The sequence below is a fragment of the uncultured Aquimarina sp. genome (assembly GCF_947495315.1).
Taxonomy (GTDB): domain Bacteria; phylum Bacteroidota; class Bacteroidia; order Flavobacteriales; family Flavobacteriaceae; genus Aquimarina.
Genome location: NZ_CANLYD010000004.1, coordinates 82,150 through 98,757 on the forward strand (window position 1 = coordinate 82,150; position 16,608 = coordinate 98,757).

Genomic DNA, 16,608 nt, shown 5'->3' on the forward strand with positions numbered 1-16,608 from the left:
CGTTAATGTTATTTGAAATTAGAATTTGTTTTGGTTTTCGACTATCTTTATTATAAAAAGTAACTGAATGGTTAGAAATTTAGCAATATTTCTATTAGTAGTTTTATGGAGTTCTTGTAGTAAAGAAAAACAAAGTAAAAACTCCACAAATGATTCAAAAGGATGGCAGATTATTTATAGTAATGACGATGAAGGAAATGCACTATCAGGTGATATTGATAATCTTAAAAAAGCTGTTCGTCAGGGATGTGAAATACGAGTTGGATGGGGACAATATAGTGAATACAAGAAAGACGGTTTAACAGGTGTTTTTGCTGTTGAACACACAGCTGATGCACAATTTTTAACAATTAATAAAGGACATGTATATGCTCAATTGTCAAGAATTATGGGGCAAGCTCCATCTAGAGAAAGAAATCATATAAACCTTGTTAAAACACATTATTGGCATTCGGTTTTAGGAACAACAGGAGAAATGACCCAAGTTTATCTAGATCATTCTGATGTAAATAAAAGCGATGATTATAGTGATGATGTAAAAGTAATCTGGTATGTCAATAGGAATGATTGTAGCTATGAAAAAAATGATAGTCAAGTGTTGTACTAAAATTTATTTCAAATGAAAAGATTGATTTTTAGTTTCTTATTTACTTTAAATTTAATTTCCTGTAATCAATTTGTTAATGACACGTCTAAAGCAGAACAAAATATATTAGAACGTATGGAAATTGCAACAAAACAAGGAATCATAACTAAAGAAAGTACTAAAAGCTTTGACGAAACATATAGCACGCTTGTTAAAGTAATTAAAAGCAATCCTAATTTGAAAATAATAGCCCAATTAGATCATCAAGCAAATGCAGCTTCTGTTGGGTTAAAGCTAAATCCAACAAAGATTGTTATGTTTGGCAATCCTAATTTAGGAACTCCTTTAATGCAAAATGCACAAACTACAGGGTTAGATCTTCCTCAGAAAATATTAGTGTGGCAAGATGATCAGAATACCGTTAGGATTTCATATAATGATCCAAAATATTTGCAACAACGTCATGAAATAAAGAATGTACAAGAGATATTACTTAAGATAAGTGCCGCTTTAGACAAAATTACTTCTGTTGCATCAGGATTATAACTGATGATACTATAATTTTTTTTTATTACATTAAAAATCAGTATCTTATAGTTGTCTAATCAATATCTTTTTACATTATGCCAACTATAAAATCATTAAATAAATGGGCTAATGCTCATACGTATTACCCATTAGACCTTCTTAGAATTGCTTTAGGTGTGTTTTTATTTTTAAAAGGAATAAATTTCATTAGTAATAGCCAAATATTAGTAGATTTACTAAAACCGGTTCAAAACCTCGCAGGAGGAATGATCGTAATTCATTATGTTGCTCCCGCCCATTTAATGGGAGGTATTCTAATTGCTTTCGGTTTATTGACTCGATGGTCTGTTGCTGCCCAATTACCTCTTTTGATCGGAGCGATCATTATCAATTTTGTAGGCGAGATGCACATAGCTAATTTGATTGTTGCCAGTGTTGTATTTCTGCTATGCGTATTCTTTATGTTTTACGGTTCTGGAAAACATTCTGTTGACTATTATCTAAAAATGCAACAATAAAAAGAATAGCTTAGAAAATTAATTCTGTATTTTAACTTTGATCGGGCCTCCGCTTGATACATAGCTACCGCCTATTTCGTCAATGTTTATATTCAGTTCATCACTGGTACTTACTTTATTGATATCTACCTTGAGTAAATCGTAGGTATTGATGCCTTTTATATTCACATCAATTTCGTCAGAGGTATCAAGTTTAACCGTTATTGTCCCATCATCGTTAATAGGCACTATTCCGTAATTGGATGAGGTTGTAGTATTATTTGCATATGCTTTTGGTATAATGTTTATGTCTTTTAAAACAATAATACTTAAACAAACGGCAATAATGGTTAAGATAGCCTTAGTGTAACTGTCAGTTTTCATAATGAAGTATTTTATATTTTTTAATAGATATCAAAAATTACGCCGATATAGTGTGTAATTATCAATCTTTTCTGATTTTTTTCAAAATCTTAAACTAGATATCACTCTAATATAAAAAACTTAGACAAGCCTTTCTAATGCTTTTACCAATCGGTAATTTGTGAATTGGTTTTAGGAATTTTTATCTCTAAGTAAATAGTGTCAATGACCTTTGAGCTATGAATCCCATCCTTATTACTTGTAATTCTTTTTTTACTTCTTCGAATTTGCCTTTTAACTTTTTTCCACTCCCTTTCGCTATAAAATGCCTCATTAGTATTGTTATAAGATATGTCTTGTTCGGAAACCGGTTTAATAAGAGTGTCTTTAATATTTTCCTCCTTTAGGTTTTCAGAATTACTGTTTTTAGTTTCACTAACTTGTCCGAATGTGCTTTGACCAATCCATATCAAAGCTATCATCATTATCATTTTTAATTTCATAGTTCTTTTTTTTTTTATATATAACTGTTTGATCTTCAGGTGCTAATTTAATGTGTTTATAATGGTATTGCTAGAGGGAAAACAACCCTTTTTTTTAAGAATTATCCCCTTAACGTTATATTTATGTCCCGTAGCAGAGCAAAATTTCAATAAGCCATCGACGTTTTTACGTTATTTTATAGCTTTTTTATCATAAAATCTTTGGACCATAGTAATATATAAGAACCTTTGAGTTATCACTTAACTGTTACGATGTCATACTTGGTATTGAAGGTAGTTTCTCGAAGTAATTATCATTTTTCTTTCGGTTGTGTATGACTTAACTAATTTTGCATCTTTGATTTTATGAATAAGATTATTATCCGGATTATTGACAGTTTTTATTTTTTATTTCAAAGGTTCGTTCCATTGAAAACATATAGATATGGGGTTTGTGGAGGGAGTAATTTAGTTTTTGATACTATTTTATATTTCATTTTTTACAATTTTATTTTCTCAAAACAGGATGTAGATATGAGTTTTTTCGTTCTGAGTCCGCATATAGCATCTTTATTTTTTGTCTTTCCGATTACATTTTTAACAGGTTTTATGTTAAGTAGATATATTACTTTTCAAAATTCAAACTTATCAGGAAGAGTTCAGTTGTTCAGATATTCTATTATTGGAATAGGCGCAATTTTATTAAGCTATTGTGCAATGAAGTTTTTAGTTGATTTTTTGAAATTTTACCCGACCCCATCTAGGCTTATAACTATAATTATAACGGTTATTTATAGTTATATTCTACAAAATAAATTTAGCTTTAGAACTGAAAAAAAATAGCAGATATTACCTAAAACTAAGAAATACGATTTATTAGCTATAAAAAAAGACTGCCAGTAAAGACAGTCTTGGTTTTATTTATATAAAAAAATCAGTGTTTATTTTACCAACCAGATAATTGTGACTTTTTATCGAAGCTAGGAGTAGTAACAAAAATTGTATCTATGATTTTAGAAACAAAAATTTCATTACTTTCTACAACTCTTTTTTTATTGTTTAGGATTTGTTTTTTAATGTCTGCCCATTCTTCATCAGTACAAGAAGTATAGTCCTGATTTAAATCAGCATTTTCAGGACTTTCAATTATTAATCTGTCTGCGGATACAGAATCATCTGCACTGTATTGCCCTTCCTCTATTTTGATATCAACTTCTTTGAGGGATTTAGTATTGTTCTTGTAATCTTGTCCAAAGGATACACTACAGATACAAAACAATATGAAGGCGATTCCAATTTTTAATCTCATTTCAATACTTTTTTTTGATAATTTAATCATTTGTGCTAAAGATATTCGTTTAGAATAATAGTCACTTTAACAATTTAGTATTCGTAGGTCTTCATATAGTATCTGATTTAGCAATAAAATTAGTTTTATTATCAAATAAATACTATAAAGTATTGGAGTCTACAAATTTACATCAAATTAATGATAAAATTAGATTTTAAAAGCCTTTTTTACCTGATCTACATAATCCAGTTTTTCCCAGGTAAATAATTCTACTTCTTTTTCTACTCTACCAGAGTATGGGCTTTCAAAAACTTTTGTTACTATTTTTGATTCTTTTCCCATATGTCCATAAGCTGCAGTTTCTTTATAAATAGGATTACGTAACTTAAGACGTTCTTCAATTGCAGCTGGTCGCATATCAAAGATTTTCGCTACTTCTTCTGCAATTTCTCCATCAGTAATCTCTAAGTTACTTGTACCATAGGTATCAACAAAAATTGAAGTTGGTTCTACTACTCCGATGGCATAAGATACCTGTACCAACGCCTCACTTGCTACACCTGCAGCAACTAGGTTTTTGGCTATATGTCTAGACGCATAAGCGGCAGAACGGTCTACTTTACTAGGATCTTTTCCTGAGAATGCTCCACCACCGTGAGCTCCTTTACCACCATAGGTGTCCACAATAATTTTACGTCCAGTAAGACCGGTATCTCCGTGTGGTCCGCCAATTACAAATTTACCGGTAGGATTAATGTGATACGTTATTTGATCATTAAATAAATCTCGTACATATTTAGGTAATTGAGAAACTACTCTAGGTATTAATATGGAAACGATATCATTTTTGATTTTTGCTAGCATAACATCATCATCAATATCAAAATCATCATGTTGTGTAGATACTACAATAGCTACAATACGCTGCGGTACATTATCATCACTATATTCTATAGTTACCTGACTTTTAGAATCCGGACGTAAATAAGGGATTTCAGTTCCTTCTCTTCTTAGTTTAGCCAATTCAATAAGAATCTTATGAGAAATATCTAATGCTAGAGGCATATAGTTTTCGGTCTCCTTGGTAGCGTAGCCAAACATCATTCCTTGATCACCGGCACCTTGCTCTTCTTTAGTTTCTCTATCTACACCTTGGTTGATGTCTTGAGATTGTTCGTGAATAAGAGAAATTACTCCACAAGAATCTCCACTAAACTGGTAAGCTCCTTTCGTGTAGCCAATTTCGTTAATTACTTCTCTTGCAATTTGCTGTACATCAAGATACGTTTTGGATTTAACCTCTCCAGCAAGTACTACTTGACCAGTGGTTACCAAAGTTTCACAAGCTACTTTTGAATCTTTATCAAAAGCTAAAAAGTTATCTAATAAAGCATCACTAATTTGATCTGCTACTTTATCCGGATGTCCTTCAGATACACTTTCCGAAGTAAATAAATATGCCATTCTTTTTTGTTTTTATAGAATAAACTATATAAATATGACGAGATTGCAATAAAGAAGCTTTCGATTAGAATAGTATTGTATCGAACTGCTTTAGCATTTATTTACTGAATCGATCCAGTATTCACTTATGAATACTACCATTTTCAGCTCTTTAGGGTTGCAATCAGTCAAATCTATCCCTTTTAATAATTCGGCAAAGGTAAAAAAAATGATAATACTCGAAAGGATTTAACGTATCATTAATTTTCTTCCAATGAAAATTTCTTTTTGAGGGTGTTTTTTTCGATACGTATAATTTTTAAAACAAATTGTTTCAAGTTTAAAAATAATTACTAGCTTTGCTTCGAAGTTTCTTATACATATTAGTAAGTTATTAAGAAAGGTGGAGGGAATAGACCCTATGAAACCTTAGCAACCCTTTATATGTTCTGATGCATATCAGGATTTTAAAGAAGGTGCTAAATTCTATTCGTCATTGACGAAGAAGATAACTCGATACAATTACAATTCTTGTAACTGTCGTTTCCTTTCTTTTTAATTTTCTATAACCACACACTAAACGGTGTTTGATGTATTTGATTATGAAATAATTTTCTGAGAATTTTTCTCAGAATTTCAATCAATTGTCATTCCAGCGTAGGCTGGAATCTAAAAAAAAATAGAAAATTATGAGTGCACAAAAATTTGCAACAGAAGCTTTACACGCAGGTCATGACGTGAAAACTAATGGAGGAACAAGAGCTGTTCCTATTTATCAAACCACATCCTATGTTTTTAATGATGCTGATCACGCTGCTAATTTGTTTAATTTATCAGAATCTGGGTTTATCTATACGAGATTAAACAATCCTACTAATGATATTCTGGAACAACGTTTGGCGGCCTTGGAAGGTGGAATTGCGGCGGTGGTAACTGCATCAGGTACGGCAGCAATTAATACCACATTATTAACATTGCTAAAAGCTGGTGATCATATTGTTGCTTCTAGTAGTTTGTATGGTGGAACATATAACCTTTTAAATGTTACACTCCCAAGATTTGGAATCACGACAACTTTTGTGGATCCATCGGATGCCGAGAATTTTAAAAGTGCCGTACAGGAGAATACCAGAGTGTTTTTTGTAGAGTCACTTGGTAATCCAAAGCTAGATGTATTAGATCTAAAAGCTATTTCTACTCAAGCTAAAGCTTATAAAGTTCCTCTTATAGTTGATAATACTGTAGCGACACCTGCTTTATTAAATCCAATAGAACACGGAGCTAATATTGTAATTCACTCGCTAACAAAATATATTAGTGGAAATGGAACTTCTCTTGGAGGTGTGATCATTGATGCAGGAACTTTTGATTGGTCAAGCGGTAAATTTCCTGAATTTACGGAACCGTCAGCTGGTTATCACGGGTTAGTATATCATGATGCTTTAGGTGCCGCAGCATTTATTGCTAAGGCGCGAATAGAAGGATTACGCGATCACGGAGCAGCCTTAAGTCCTTTTAATGCATTTCAGATTATACAAGGATTGGAAACCTTAGAAATTAGAATTAAAAAGCATAGTGAAAATGCACTAGCGTTAGCGAAATGGTTACAGGAACAGGATGATGTTACTTGGGTAAAATATCCCGGATTAGAAAGCGATCCTTATAATAAATTGGCAAAAGAATATCTTCCTAAAGGCCAAAGTGGTATCATAACTTTTGGAATAAAAGGAGGTTTCGATTCTGCTAAAACGGTAGCAAATGAAACCAAAATATTTTCTTTACTAGCAAATATCGGAGATTCTAAATCTTTGATTATCCATCCTGCTAGTACTACGCATCAACAGTTAAATCCTGAACAACAAGAATCAACTGGGGTAACTCAGGATTTGATAAGGCTTTCAGTTGGATTAGAAGATGTAGAAGATTTAAAAACAGATCTGAAAAGCGCATTTACTAAAGTAGCCGAAAAAGTAAAATAGAAATAATTTATCAGAATTGAGTTTCTGGCCCTTTAACTGCAAGTTAGTAAAAGGGTTGGTTGTACTCTTTTTGAAGTTAACGTAAAATATGCTCCAACAAGTTCAAATATCTGATTTCATTACCTCTAAAGGAAAAAGGATTGATCAAATCCCTTTGTTTTATGAAGTGTTTGGGAAACCTTTACATAAGGCTCCAGTAGTTTTGGTGAATCACGCATTGACAGGTAATTCTAAAGTTTGTGGAGATCAAGGATGGTGGAACGGTTTGATAGGAAGTGGAAAATGTATAGATACAGATAAGTATACGGTATTGTCATTTAATATTCCAGGTAATGGTTATGATGGTGAAGAAGAGAATTTAATTTCTAATTATAAACTTTTTAACGCCAGAGATGTCGCTATGATTTTTGCGAAGGGATTGGAACAATTGGATATTGATAATCTCCATGCTGTTATTGGAGGATCTGTTGGTGGCGGAATTGCCTGGGAACTCGCTGCTATAAGGCCCGGTTTGATTGATCATTTAATTCCTGTAGCTACAGATTGGAAATCTACTGATTGGTTAAAAGCAAATTGCTTGGTACAAGAACAGATTTTATTAAATTCTGATAACCCTGTCCACGATGCTAGATTACATGCGATGCTTATCTATAGATCTCCAGAGTCATTTAGACAAAAATTTGATAGAAGTTATAATAATGAAAGAAATATGTACAATGTAGAAAGTTGGTTATTCCATCACGGAAATAAACTAGATGAACGATTTACGCTTTCTGCATATAAAGAATTGAATTACATATTAGCAAACATTGATATAACAGAAGGAAGAGATAGTTTTAAAGATATTGCAGCTACAATCAAATCCAATATTCATATCATTAGCGTGAATTCTGATGGCTTTTTTACTGCAGCAGAAGATGAAATCACTTTTAAAGAGTTAAGAGAGGTAAAACAAAATGTGACGCATCAAATTATAGATTCCGTTCACGGACATGACGCATTTTTAATAGAATTTGACCAACTCAGTAGGTTATTGGCAGATGTATTTTAAAATAATATAAAGATGAAGGTTTTAAAATTTGGAGGAAAATCACTGTCTAATGGTGAAGGAATTCATAAAGTGGTTGATATAATAGAAGATAAAGTTAATAATGGTGAATTGATTACAGTGGTGCTGTCTGCAAGAGGGAAATCAACAGATGAATTAGAAGCCATTTTAAATAAAGCCGTTAAAAGCGAAAGTTATCAGAAACAATTAGAAGTATTTAAACAATATCAAGTAGCGGGTTATTCGAATTTTAATGTAGACGATGAGTTCAAAACGTTAGATAAACTTTTTGAAGGAGTGTCCCTGTTAGGAGATTATAGCAAGAGAATAAAAGATCAGGTATTGTCGCATGGAGAAGTGATTTCTGCGAAACTACTTACGCATATTCTTAAAGAAAAAGGAGTGAATGCTAATTTTACAGATAGTAGAGAATTAATCAAAACTGATGGCAAGTTTGGTGAGGCCGAACCTTTGGATAAATTATCTAAAAAAAATGTAGTTGATCACTTTAAAAAGTATAATGGAACAACAGTAAATGTGGTGACAGGATTCATAGCTTCTAATATGAATAATGAAACAACAACACTTGGTAGAAATGGTAGCAATTATACAGCCGCCTTATTGGCAAATTATTTGGACGCAGAAGAATTACAAAATTTCACCCATGTAAGTGGTATTTATACTGCAAATCCTGATTTGGTGCCTGATGCGAAAAAGATAGAAAAGCTATCTTTCGTAGAAGCTAATGAACTGGCTTATTTTGGAGCTAATATTCTTCATGCTAAGACCATTATTCCGCTGATAGAAAAGAATATTCCTTTACGTATTTTAAATACTTTTGATCATAAAAACAAAGGAACTTTAATTACTGTAGAAAACAATGAGAAAGGAATTAAATCCCTTTCGGTTTTAGAAAACGTTTCTTTAATCAACTTAGAAGGAAGAGGTTTGTTAGGAAAAGTAGGAGTAGATGCAAGGATTTTTAAAGCATTAGCCTATAAAAATATAAGCGTAAGTATAATTTCTCAAGGCTCTTCGGAGAGAGGCATAGGATTAGTTGTAGAAGCGGATAAAGCAATAGAAGCTAAAAAAGTTTTGGAACAAGAGTTCGAGACGGATTTTTATAAACGAGATGTAAATACAATCACAGTAGAAAACGACGTCTCTGTAATTTCAATTATCGGACAAGATCTAAGTACTTTTCATCGCCCATATAATGCATTGATTAAGAATCAGGTAATTCCTTTGCTTTTTAATAATACTATTTCTGGTAAGAATGTAAGTCTAGTCGTTTACAAAAATCAACTTCATAAAGCACTGAATGTTATTCATGGTGAAATTTTTGGTGTCGCAAAAAAAATCAATATCGCAGTATTTGGACATGGATTGGTAGGTGGAACGTTGATTGATCAGATTTTGAAATCTGCAAAAAAGATCGAAAAAAGGAAAAAGATTGACTTAAATATTTTTGCTGTAGCAAATTCCAAAAAAATACTTTTGAGTAAAAATGGAATCGATGCTAACTGGCAATCGGATATAAAAGAAGGAAGTCCCTATAAAATAGGAGATCTCGTTAAGTTTGCAGATGAGCATCATTTAGAAAATTTAATTGCGATTGATAACACAGCTAGTGAAGTATTTGTAGGTAATTATATCACTTTGGTGGAAAATGGATTTGATCTGGTTTCATCAAATAAGGTGGCAAATACATTAAGTTTTGATTTCTACAAAGAACTTCGAGCAAAGTTAGAGGAACATCAAAAACAATATTTTTATGAAACAAATGTAGGTGCTGGATTGCCGCTAATAGATACGATCAAGCTTTTGCATTTATCCGGTGAAAATATTACAAGAATTAAAGGTGTTTTTTCCGGATCATTAAGCTATTTGTTTAACACTTTTTCAGAAGAAGAAAGACAATTTAGTGAAGTTCTGCAAGAAGCTATCGATAAAGGTTTTACCGAGCCTGACCCTCGAGAGGATTTATGTGGAAATGATGTTGGGAGGAAATTGCTGATTTTAGCTCGGGAACTAGATCTTAGTAATGAATTTGCAGATATTAATATCCATAATTTGATTCCTGAGAATTTGAGGGAAGGAGATGCTAATGAGTTTTTACAAAAATTAAAAAAATTAGATGCTGTATACCAAAAAATAAAAGATGAACAAGAACCTAAGCATGTACTGCGATATATTGGAGATTTACATGGAGATTTATTCAAAGAAAAAGGTATTTTGGATGTCAAACTCGTATCTGTTCCAGAAAGTAGTGCGTTAGGACAGGTAAAAGGATCCGACTCAATATTTGAAATTTATACGGAATCATACGGAGATCAACCGATAGTAATTCAGGGAGCTGGAGCTGGAGCAGCGGTAACTGCTAGAGGAGTCTTTGGAGATATATTAAGATTAACTGAAAAAGGATAGAAAATTAATTGCGTTAGGGATTACTCATTGTTTTTTTATTGATTTAAGAAATCGTGAATGTAAAACATTTGACGCGGTATCCTTTTTATTTGGCAGACTGAGGTTCTCGAAGTATTCCAAATAAAAAGATATAGCAGAAAGCCCAATCCTGAGATGTTACACTGAGCTTGTCGAAGTGTTGTCGAAGGGTAACGCCCAAATAACATAAATAAAACAGATACAATGAAAATAGAGTTAAAAAGAATAGATAGCGATTATCATTTCGAACTAAAAAACGAAAGAGGACACATAACCCATATAGATAGTAAGGCCGAAGTTGGAGGTCACGATTTAGCACCAAGTCCTATGGAATATGTATTGATGGGGGTTGCGGGTTGTAGTGCTATCGATGTGATTTCTATATTAAAAAAACAAAGACAGGAAATTACAGATTATAGAGCCGAAGTAGATGGGTCAAGAATAGAAATTGATGGAGCGAAACCATTTAAAGAGATTTCTGTAACTGTGTACTTAGAAGGAGAGATAGCTCCAGAAAAGGCAAAAAGAGCAGCGCAATTATCATTCGAAAAATATTGCTCTGTATCAAAAACATTAGAGCCAACTGCAACGATCAAATATAAAGTAGTAGTTAATAACGAAGAAGTATGAGCTTAAAAAGCCACAATTTTGAAACACAAGCTGTAAGAACTCAGACAGAGAAAACTCAATTTTTAGAGCATTCTACGCCAATGTATCTAACGTCAGGATTTGTTTTTGAAGATTCTGAAGAAATGAGAGCAGCCTTTGCCGAAGAGAAAGATCGCAACTTGTATAGTCGTTTTAGTAACCCCAATACCACCGAGTTTGTGGGTAAAATCTGCAAATTAGAAGGAGCAGAAGACGGCTATGCCTTTGCAACAGGAATGGCTGCGGTATTTTCTACATTTGCAGCATTACTAGATGCAGGAGATCATATAGTTTCTGCAAGATCCGTATTCGGTTCTACACATTCGTTATTTACCAAATACTTTCCTAAATGGAATATAGAAACAAGTTATTTTCCAGTTAATGAGGTTGATAAAGTAGAAAACCTAATCCAGGCTAATACCAAAATCATTTATGCAGAATCTCCTACAAACCCAGGAGTAGATGTATTAGATCTGGAGTTGCTAGGTAAGATTGCGAAAAAACATAAGCTGTTATTGATTATTGATAATTGTTTTGCAACACCATATTTACAAAACCCTATAAAATTTGGTGCAGATTTAGTAATTCATTCAGCTACGAAATTGATTGATGGACAAGGGCGTGTATTAGGGGGAGTAACTGTAGGGAAAAAGGAATTGATTAGAGAGATTTATTTGTTTTCTCGAAATACCGGACCTGCTTTATCACCGTTCAATGCTTGGGTATTGTCAAAAAGTTTGGAGACATTGGCAGTAAGAGTGGATAGACATTGCGAAAATGCCTTAAAATTAGCCGAGTTTTTAGAAGAACATTCTAAAGTGAATTGGGTGAAATATCCTTTTCTTAAATCACACCCACAATATGAAGTAGCTAACAAACAAATGAAACTAGGGGGTAATATTGTGGCTTTCGAAGTTAAAAACGGAGTAAAAGGAGGAAAGACATTTTTTGATAGTATCAAAATGTGCTCACTTTCTGCGAATCTAGGAGATACCAGAACTATCGTTACTCATCCGGCATCTACCACGCACAGTAAATTAGCTACTGAAGATAAATTGGCTGTTGGTATTACAGATGGAATGGTAAGATGTTCTGTCGGGTTGGAACATATTGACGATATTATTGCAGATATAGCGCAGGCGTTGGAAGTTATATAGTAAAAAAGGGGAGAAAAATTTTTCTCCCCTTTTTATTAAAAACCTTTAGAAAGTCTATTGTTTTGTAAATGTAAAAAAAGTCATACCTGTTGAAACCTGTGTAAATCCTGAAAAAGGAATGGATTCATTTAGCGCTTTCTCAAGTAAAAGAGTTTGAGAATTCAAACCAGAAATTTTAAAAGATTCTTCAGTTCCTTGAGCATTTAGAATTAGATTCCCGTTTTCAATTTTCCATTCTCCAGAAGCTGCGAAACCAGGAGTAGGAATTTCTTGAGTAGTGGTTTCCTGACCAAGAACTGTATCTGTAAGAACGGTAGTGTATCCTCCATCACTTGTAAAAGTTCGAGGGTTTTCAGAAAAAGTAACAATCGTATTAAAATCTTTTCCAAATGAAGAGAATTCAGAAAATAGAACACGAGTTCCTTCAGATTCAACAAAAGTCTGACCATTATCCAATCTGAATGCCTCTAATTTCCAGTCTCCTGTAATTTGAGTTTCATCAATCCCTATAGAAGGATCGTTGTCATCACTTCCGCAGGAAAGGAATAGGGTAGTAGAGGTTAGAAATAAAAGCAGAGTAAGTTTTTTCATAACAAAATAATTAATCGATTTATAAATTTATCTGAATGGTAAAATTCAAATATAGAAAGTATATGAATTAAATTTTAGCCAGACGCAAAAGTAAAATTATCTATCATTAATTTTCCCACCCGAAAAGGATGGTTTTTGAAAATTGAAAAATAATGATCGCATTTATAAATCATATCTTTTCTTAGGAAATAAGAATGGTACGATTCATGAAATATAAAATGTATATTTATTTTATCATTTTGTTTTTATGAAAAGAAGTGTTTTATTATGTTTTGTTGCTTTGTTGAGTGCTTCTTTTTATGGAAATCAACAACAGTTTATTCCTGAAAAAGGAAAGGACACAACTAGGCAAATTGTAAAAAAGATTCCTTTATCTCACTCTGTATTGGCAACTGGCAACTGGTACAAATTTTATATAGAGAAAACAGGAATATATAAGCTTACTCCAGAATTTTTATCCGATTTAGGGATTGATGTCGCTACAACAGATCCTGCAACAATTAAAATTTACGGAAATGGAGGACACATGCTACCTCTTAAGAATAGTAAAAATACCGAGTTTGATCTAAGGGAAAATGCTATAAAAGTAGTGAGAGGAGAAAACGGTACGTTATCAGAAGGCGGCTATATCCTTTTTTACGGTCAAAGTACGAAGGGATACAATTCAGATAGTAAAACCCATATTAATCTATACGATGATAAATCATATTATTTTATCACCACATCTGGAAAGAGAGGAAGAAGAATAATCAATTCAGAATCCTTTGACAAAAAAGCGGATACAATTATTACCACATTTAAAGAGGATCAGTTTTACGAAATGGATCAATACAATCTCGGGATGATGGGGAGAAGATGGTTAGGAGATCAAATTAAAAATAATGAAGAAAAACAATTTTCATTTCATTTTCCTAATAAAGTAGATGCAACAGCTATTACATATAAAATTATGGCAGTAGCTAAATCCAATAAACCATCAAAACTTAAAATTAGTTTGAACCAAAAAGAAGCTGGAGAGATTAAATTTAGACCTGCATCAGATCGATTAATAGCAATAGAAGGGAGTTTAGAAAAAAATAACAAAATCTATGATGATGCTATTCAGATAGGTTTGCAATACGAAGTAGAGGGTAAAGCACTGGGGGAAAGTTACCTGGATTATATACGGGTTTCTGCAGAAAGATCCTTGGTAGGATCAGATAAACAATTAAAATTTACGATTCCGAACACTAATTCTAAACACGAAATTGGAGAAATACAATTGAAAAAAGCTAAGAAAATCTCTGAAGTGTGGGATGTAACAAATCCAGAAGTAGTGAAGGTTTTCGAAAACACATCTTTTTCCAGTAAGTTTTCTTTCAAAACGCAATTAGATACTAAAAGAAAGTTTGTTACGGTCACTACTTCGGATTATTATGAACCCTTAAAACCGTTAGAGAGTATTGTAGAGAATCAAAATCTGAAAGGGACTATTTTTCTTGATGAAGAAAATAATTTTAAAAACATTGATTATCTTATTATTACTGAAAATGATATGTTAACTGCTGCTGAACGATTGGCAGATTTTCATAGAACACGAAACAAGATGAATGTTAAAGTAGTTCCTGTGCAGAAAATCTACAACGAGTTTAGCAGTGCGAAACAGGATATAGGTGCAATTCGTAATTTTATTAGGTATGTGTATGAAAACGCTTCACATGATAACAAAAAGCTTTCTTATGTATGTTTTATGGGAAATGCTACAGTCGATTACAAGGATATACTCAAAGATAAATCTTTATTAAATACCTACAAGAAAAGTATAATTCCAAGTTTTATGAGTTATGAGAGTTTTTCTAATACGAGATCCTATGTGTGTGATGACTTTTTTGGAATGATGGATCCAGAAGAAGGTGAAATGAAATCAACGGATGATCTTGATATTGTATTTGGACGAATATTGGTTGATACGGATGTAATGGCAAATGATGTAGTTGATAAAACTATTAGATACTATAAGAAAAATTCTTTTGGAGATTGGAGAAATAATGTTCTCCTATTATCAGATGATGTAGATAAAGTTTGGGAACAAGGTATTCAAAGAAATTTGAATAGTGTAGGAGACTCTTTAGTTAAAAAATATCCTTTTTTAAATATTTCTAAAGTATATAGTGATGCATATATTCAAAAATCAACATCCAACGGCGAGCAATACCCAAACGTAACCAAAACGCTAATAAAGAAAATAGAAAAAGGTGTTGCTGTGTTAGATTATTTTGGACACGCAGAAGAAGAAGGTTTCGGTACTGAGTTTTTCTTTACCAAAAAGGATGCTATCAATCTTAAAAATAAAGATAAACTACCATTGTTGATTACGGTTACCTGTCTGGCAACTCGATTTGATAACCCTTTTGATATTTCTATTGGAGAACATGTTTTTAGAAACCCAAATGGAGGTGCTATAGCGATTATTGCAACAACTAGAGAAATATTTATGAATGCAGGAGTTAACATAAATAATGAAATAATGAAAACTCTTTTTTCAGAAAATGGGCCTTACTTGAAACCGGCAGAAACCGTCTTAAAGCTTAAAAACAAATTAAGGTATCAAGATAAAAGAAGCGTTTTTTTTATTGGAGATCCTGCAATGTCGCTTCAGATGCCTCGACCTGGTGTTCATATTACTAAAATTAATGGTATTCCACTCCAAAAGTTTAGAGATACGATAAAAGCCTTAGATAAGATTAGAATATCTGGACATCTAGTAGATGCTTTTGGAAAGATTAAAAAGGATTATAATGGAGAAGTTTTTATCAAGATTTTTGATAAAAAAAACAGTAAAAAAACATTAGGGAATAATAAAATTAAAAATAGGAAAGGAAATCTTATACAACTAGAATATAAAGATCAAGACGTAATAATATATAATGGAGATTTTGATATAAAAAAAGGAGTGTTTGATGCTGAATTCATGATTCCAAAAGATATAAATATGTCAATAGGTAATTGTAAGATAAGTTTATATGCTAAAAAGAATAATATTTTGGAAGATGCGGTTGGTGCGTATGAAAATGTATTATTGGGTGGAATATCAAATGTAACATCACTTGATACTAAAGGACCAGAGGTTAAAGTATTTATAAATGGTAAAAAATCGAAAGCGATTAACATTATTAAAGCTAATCCGGAATTGAAAATTGAGCTTGCTGATGAGAATGGAATGAATGTTTCCACCATGGGAATTGGACATCAAATGAAAATGATTATTGATGGAAAAGGAAAGCGAGAGGTAATACTAAATGATTTCTATACGAATAAAGAGAATGGTTTTAAAGAGGGATCAATTTCTTATACATCAGATACATTATCGCTAGGACATCATACTTTAGAAATTAAAGTATGGGATACTTTTAATAATAGCAGTACCAAAAAAATAGAGGTTGTGGTATTAGATTCTTTATAAGATTGCTTACTTCGATAATAATCTACTAAATCACTAGGCTTTTTATTAATAATATCATAATTCTTTCATTTCTAGTAATTTTTTCAAAGATTTGGGACTAATGAATAG

The 16,608-nt window shown here is 32.3% G+C and carries 15 protein-coding genes and 1 riboswitch; of the genes, 10 read left to right on the forward strand and 5 right to left on the reverse strand.

Going from position 1 to position 16,608, the window contains the following annotated elements; genetic code table 11:
• Positions 1-67 precede the first annotated feature (67 nt).
• From Q0910_RS08420 to Q0910_RS08430, 3 genes are all read left to right on the forward strand, one after another.
• Positions 68-607: a hypothetical protein gene (locus Q0910_RS08420; protein ID WP_299214817.1), complete on the forward strand. Its 540-nt coding sequence runs from the start codon at positions 68-70 to the stop codon at positions 605-607.
• Between the two features lie 12 nt (positions 608-619).
• Positions 620-1,132, forward strand: coding sequence for a DUF302 domain-containing protein (locus tag Q0910_RS08425; protein WP_299214820.1), 513 nt, complete (start codon positions 620-622; stop codon positions 1,130-1,132).
• Between the two features lie 77 nt (positions 1,133-1,209).
• Complete coding sequence (locus Q0910_RS08430) at positions 1,210-1,632, forward strand: DoxX family protein (RefSeq protein WP_298541552.1); 423 nt, start codon at positions 1,210-1,212, stop codon at positions 1,630-1,632.
• Positions 1,633-1,650: 18 nt separating this feature from the next.
• Here the strand turns inward: Q0910_RS08430 and Q0910_RS08435 are convergent, their stop codons facing one another.
• Together Q0910_RS08435 and Q0910_RS08440 are read right to left on the reverse strand one after the other, a co-directional pair.
• Complete coding sequence (locus Q0910_RS08435) at positions 1,651-1,995, reverse strand: hypothetical protein (RefSeq protein WP_299214824.1); 345 nt, start codon at positions 1,993-1,995, stop codon at positions 1,651-1,653.
• 143 nt (positions 1,996-2,138) lie between these two features.
• Positions 2,139-2,477 (reverse strand): hypothetical protein, encoded by a 339-nt coding sequence (locus tag Q0910_RS08440; RefSeq protein ID WP_299214827.1) that lies wholly within the window; start codon positions 2,475-2,477, stop codon positions 2,139-2,141.
• A 345-nt stretch (positions 2,478-2,822) separates the two neighbouring features.
• Here Q0910_RS08440 and Q0910_RS28640 point away from each other — a divergent pair, with 345 nt between their 5' ends.
• Positions 2,823-3,299, forward strand: a complete 477-nt coding sequence (locus tag Q0910_RS28640; protein ID WP_366142649.1) for a GtrA family protein — start codon at positions 2,823-2,825, stop codon at positions 3,297-3,299.
• A gap of 103 nt (positions 3,300-3,402) precedes the next feature.
• On the opposite strand, the gene Q0910_RS08445 is transcribed toward Q0910_RS28640, so the two are convergent.
• Complete coding sequence (locus tag Q0910_RS08445) at positions 3,403-3,765, reverse strand: hypothetical protein (protein WP_299214830.1); 363 nt, start codon at positions 3,763-3,765, stop codon at positions 3,403-3,405.
• A 189-nt stretch (positions 3,766-3,954) separates the two neighbouring features.
• Complete coding sequence (gene metK, locus Q0910_RS08450) at positions 3,955-5,211, reverse strand: methionine adenosyltransferase (RefSeq protein ID WP_299214833.1); 1,257 nt, start codon at positions 5,209-5,211, stop codon at positions 3,955-3,957.
• Positions 5,212-5,578: 367 nt separating this feature from the next.
• Positions 5,579-5,705: riboswitch (SAM riboswitch) on the forward strand.
• A gap of 174 nt (positions 5,706-5,879) precedes the next feature.
• Here metK and Q0910_RS08455 point away from each other — a divergent pair.
• From Q0910_RS08455 to Q0910_RS08470, 5 genes are all read left to right on the forward strand, one after another.
• On the forward strand, positions 5,880-7,169 hold the full coding sequence (locus Q0910_RS08455) for an O-acetylhomoserine aminocarboxypropyltransferase/cysteine synthase family protein (protein ID WP_299214836.1): 1,290 nt from the start codon (positions 5,880-5,882) through the stop codon (positions 7,167-7,169).
• Between the two features lie 88 nt (positions 7,170-7,257).
• Entirely contained in the window at positions 7,258-8,220 is a 963-nt protein-coding gene (locus Q0910_RS28645; RefSeq protein WP_366142650.1) for an alpha/beta fold hydrolase, read from the forward strand.
• A 12-nt stretch (positions 8,221-8,232) separates the two neighbouring features.
• Entirely contained in the window at positions 8,233-10,644 is a 2,412-nt protein-coding gene (thrA, locus tag Q0910_RS08460) for a bifunctional aspartate kinase/homoserine dehydrogenase I (protein WP_366142651.1), read from the forward strand.
• A gap of 222 nt (positions 10,645-10,866) precedes the next feature.
• Positions 10,867-11,292 carry an OsmC family protein gene (locus Q0910_RS08465; protein WP_299214838.1) on the forward strand — a complete coding sequence of 142 codons (426 nt, stop codon included), beginning with the start codon at positions 10,867-10,869 and terminating at the stop codon, positions 11,290-11,292.
• Positions 11,289-12,467, forward strand: a complete 1,179-nt coding sequence (locus tag Q0910_RS08470) for an aminotransferase class I/II-fold pyridoxal phosphate-dependent enzyme (protein ID WP_299214841.1) — start codon at positions 11,289-11,291, stop codon at positions 12,465-12,467. Before Q0910_RS08465 ends, Q0910_RS08470 begins: the two co-directional genes overlap by 4 nt.
• 54 nt (positions 12,468-12,521) lie before the next feature.
• Here the strand turns inward: Q0910_RS08470 and Q0910_RS08475 are convergent, their stop codons facing one another.
• Positions 12,522-13,058, reverse strand: a complete 537-nt coding sequence (locus Q0910_RS08475) for a hypothetical protein (protein WP_299214844.1) — start codon at positions 13,056-13,058, stop codon at positions 12,522-12,524.
• 247 nt (positions 13,059-13,305) lie between these two features.
• Between Q0910_RS08475 and porU the strand changes: the two genes are divergently transcribed.
• Positions 13,306-16,500, forward strand: a complete 3,195-nt coding sequence (gene porU, locus Q0910_RS08480; protein ID WP_299214847.1) for a type IX secretion system sortase PorU — start codon at positions 13,306-13,308, stop codon at positions 16,498-16,500.
• The last annotated feature ends 108 nt before the right edge of the window (positions 16,501-16,608 follow it).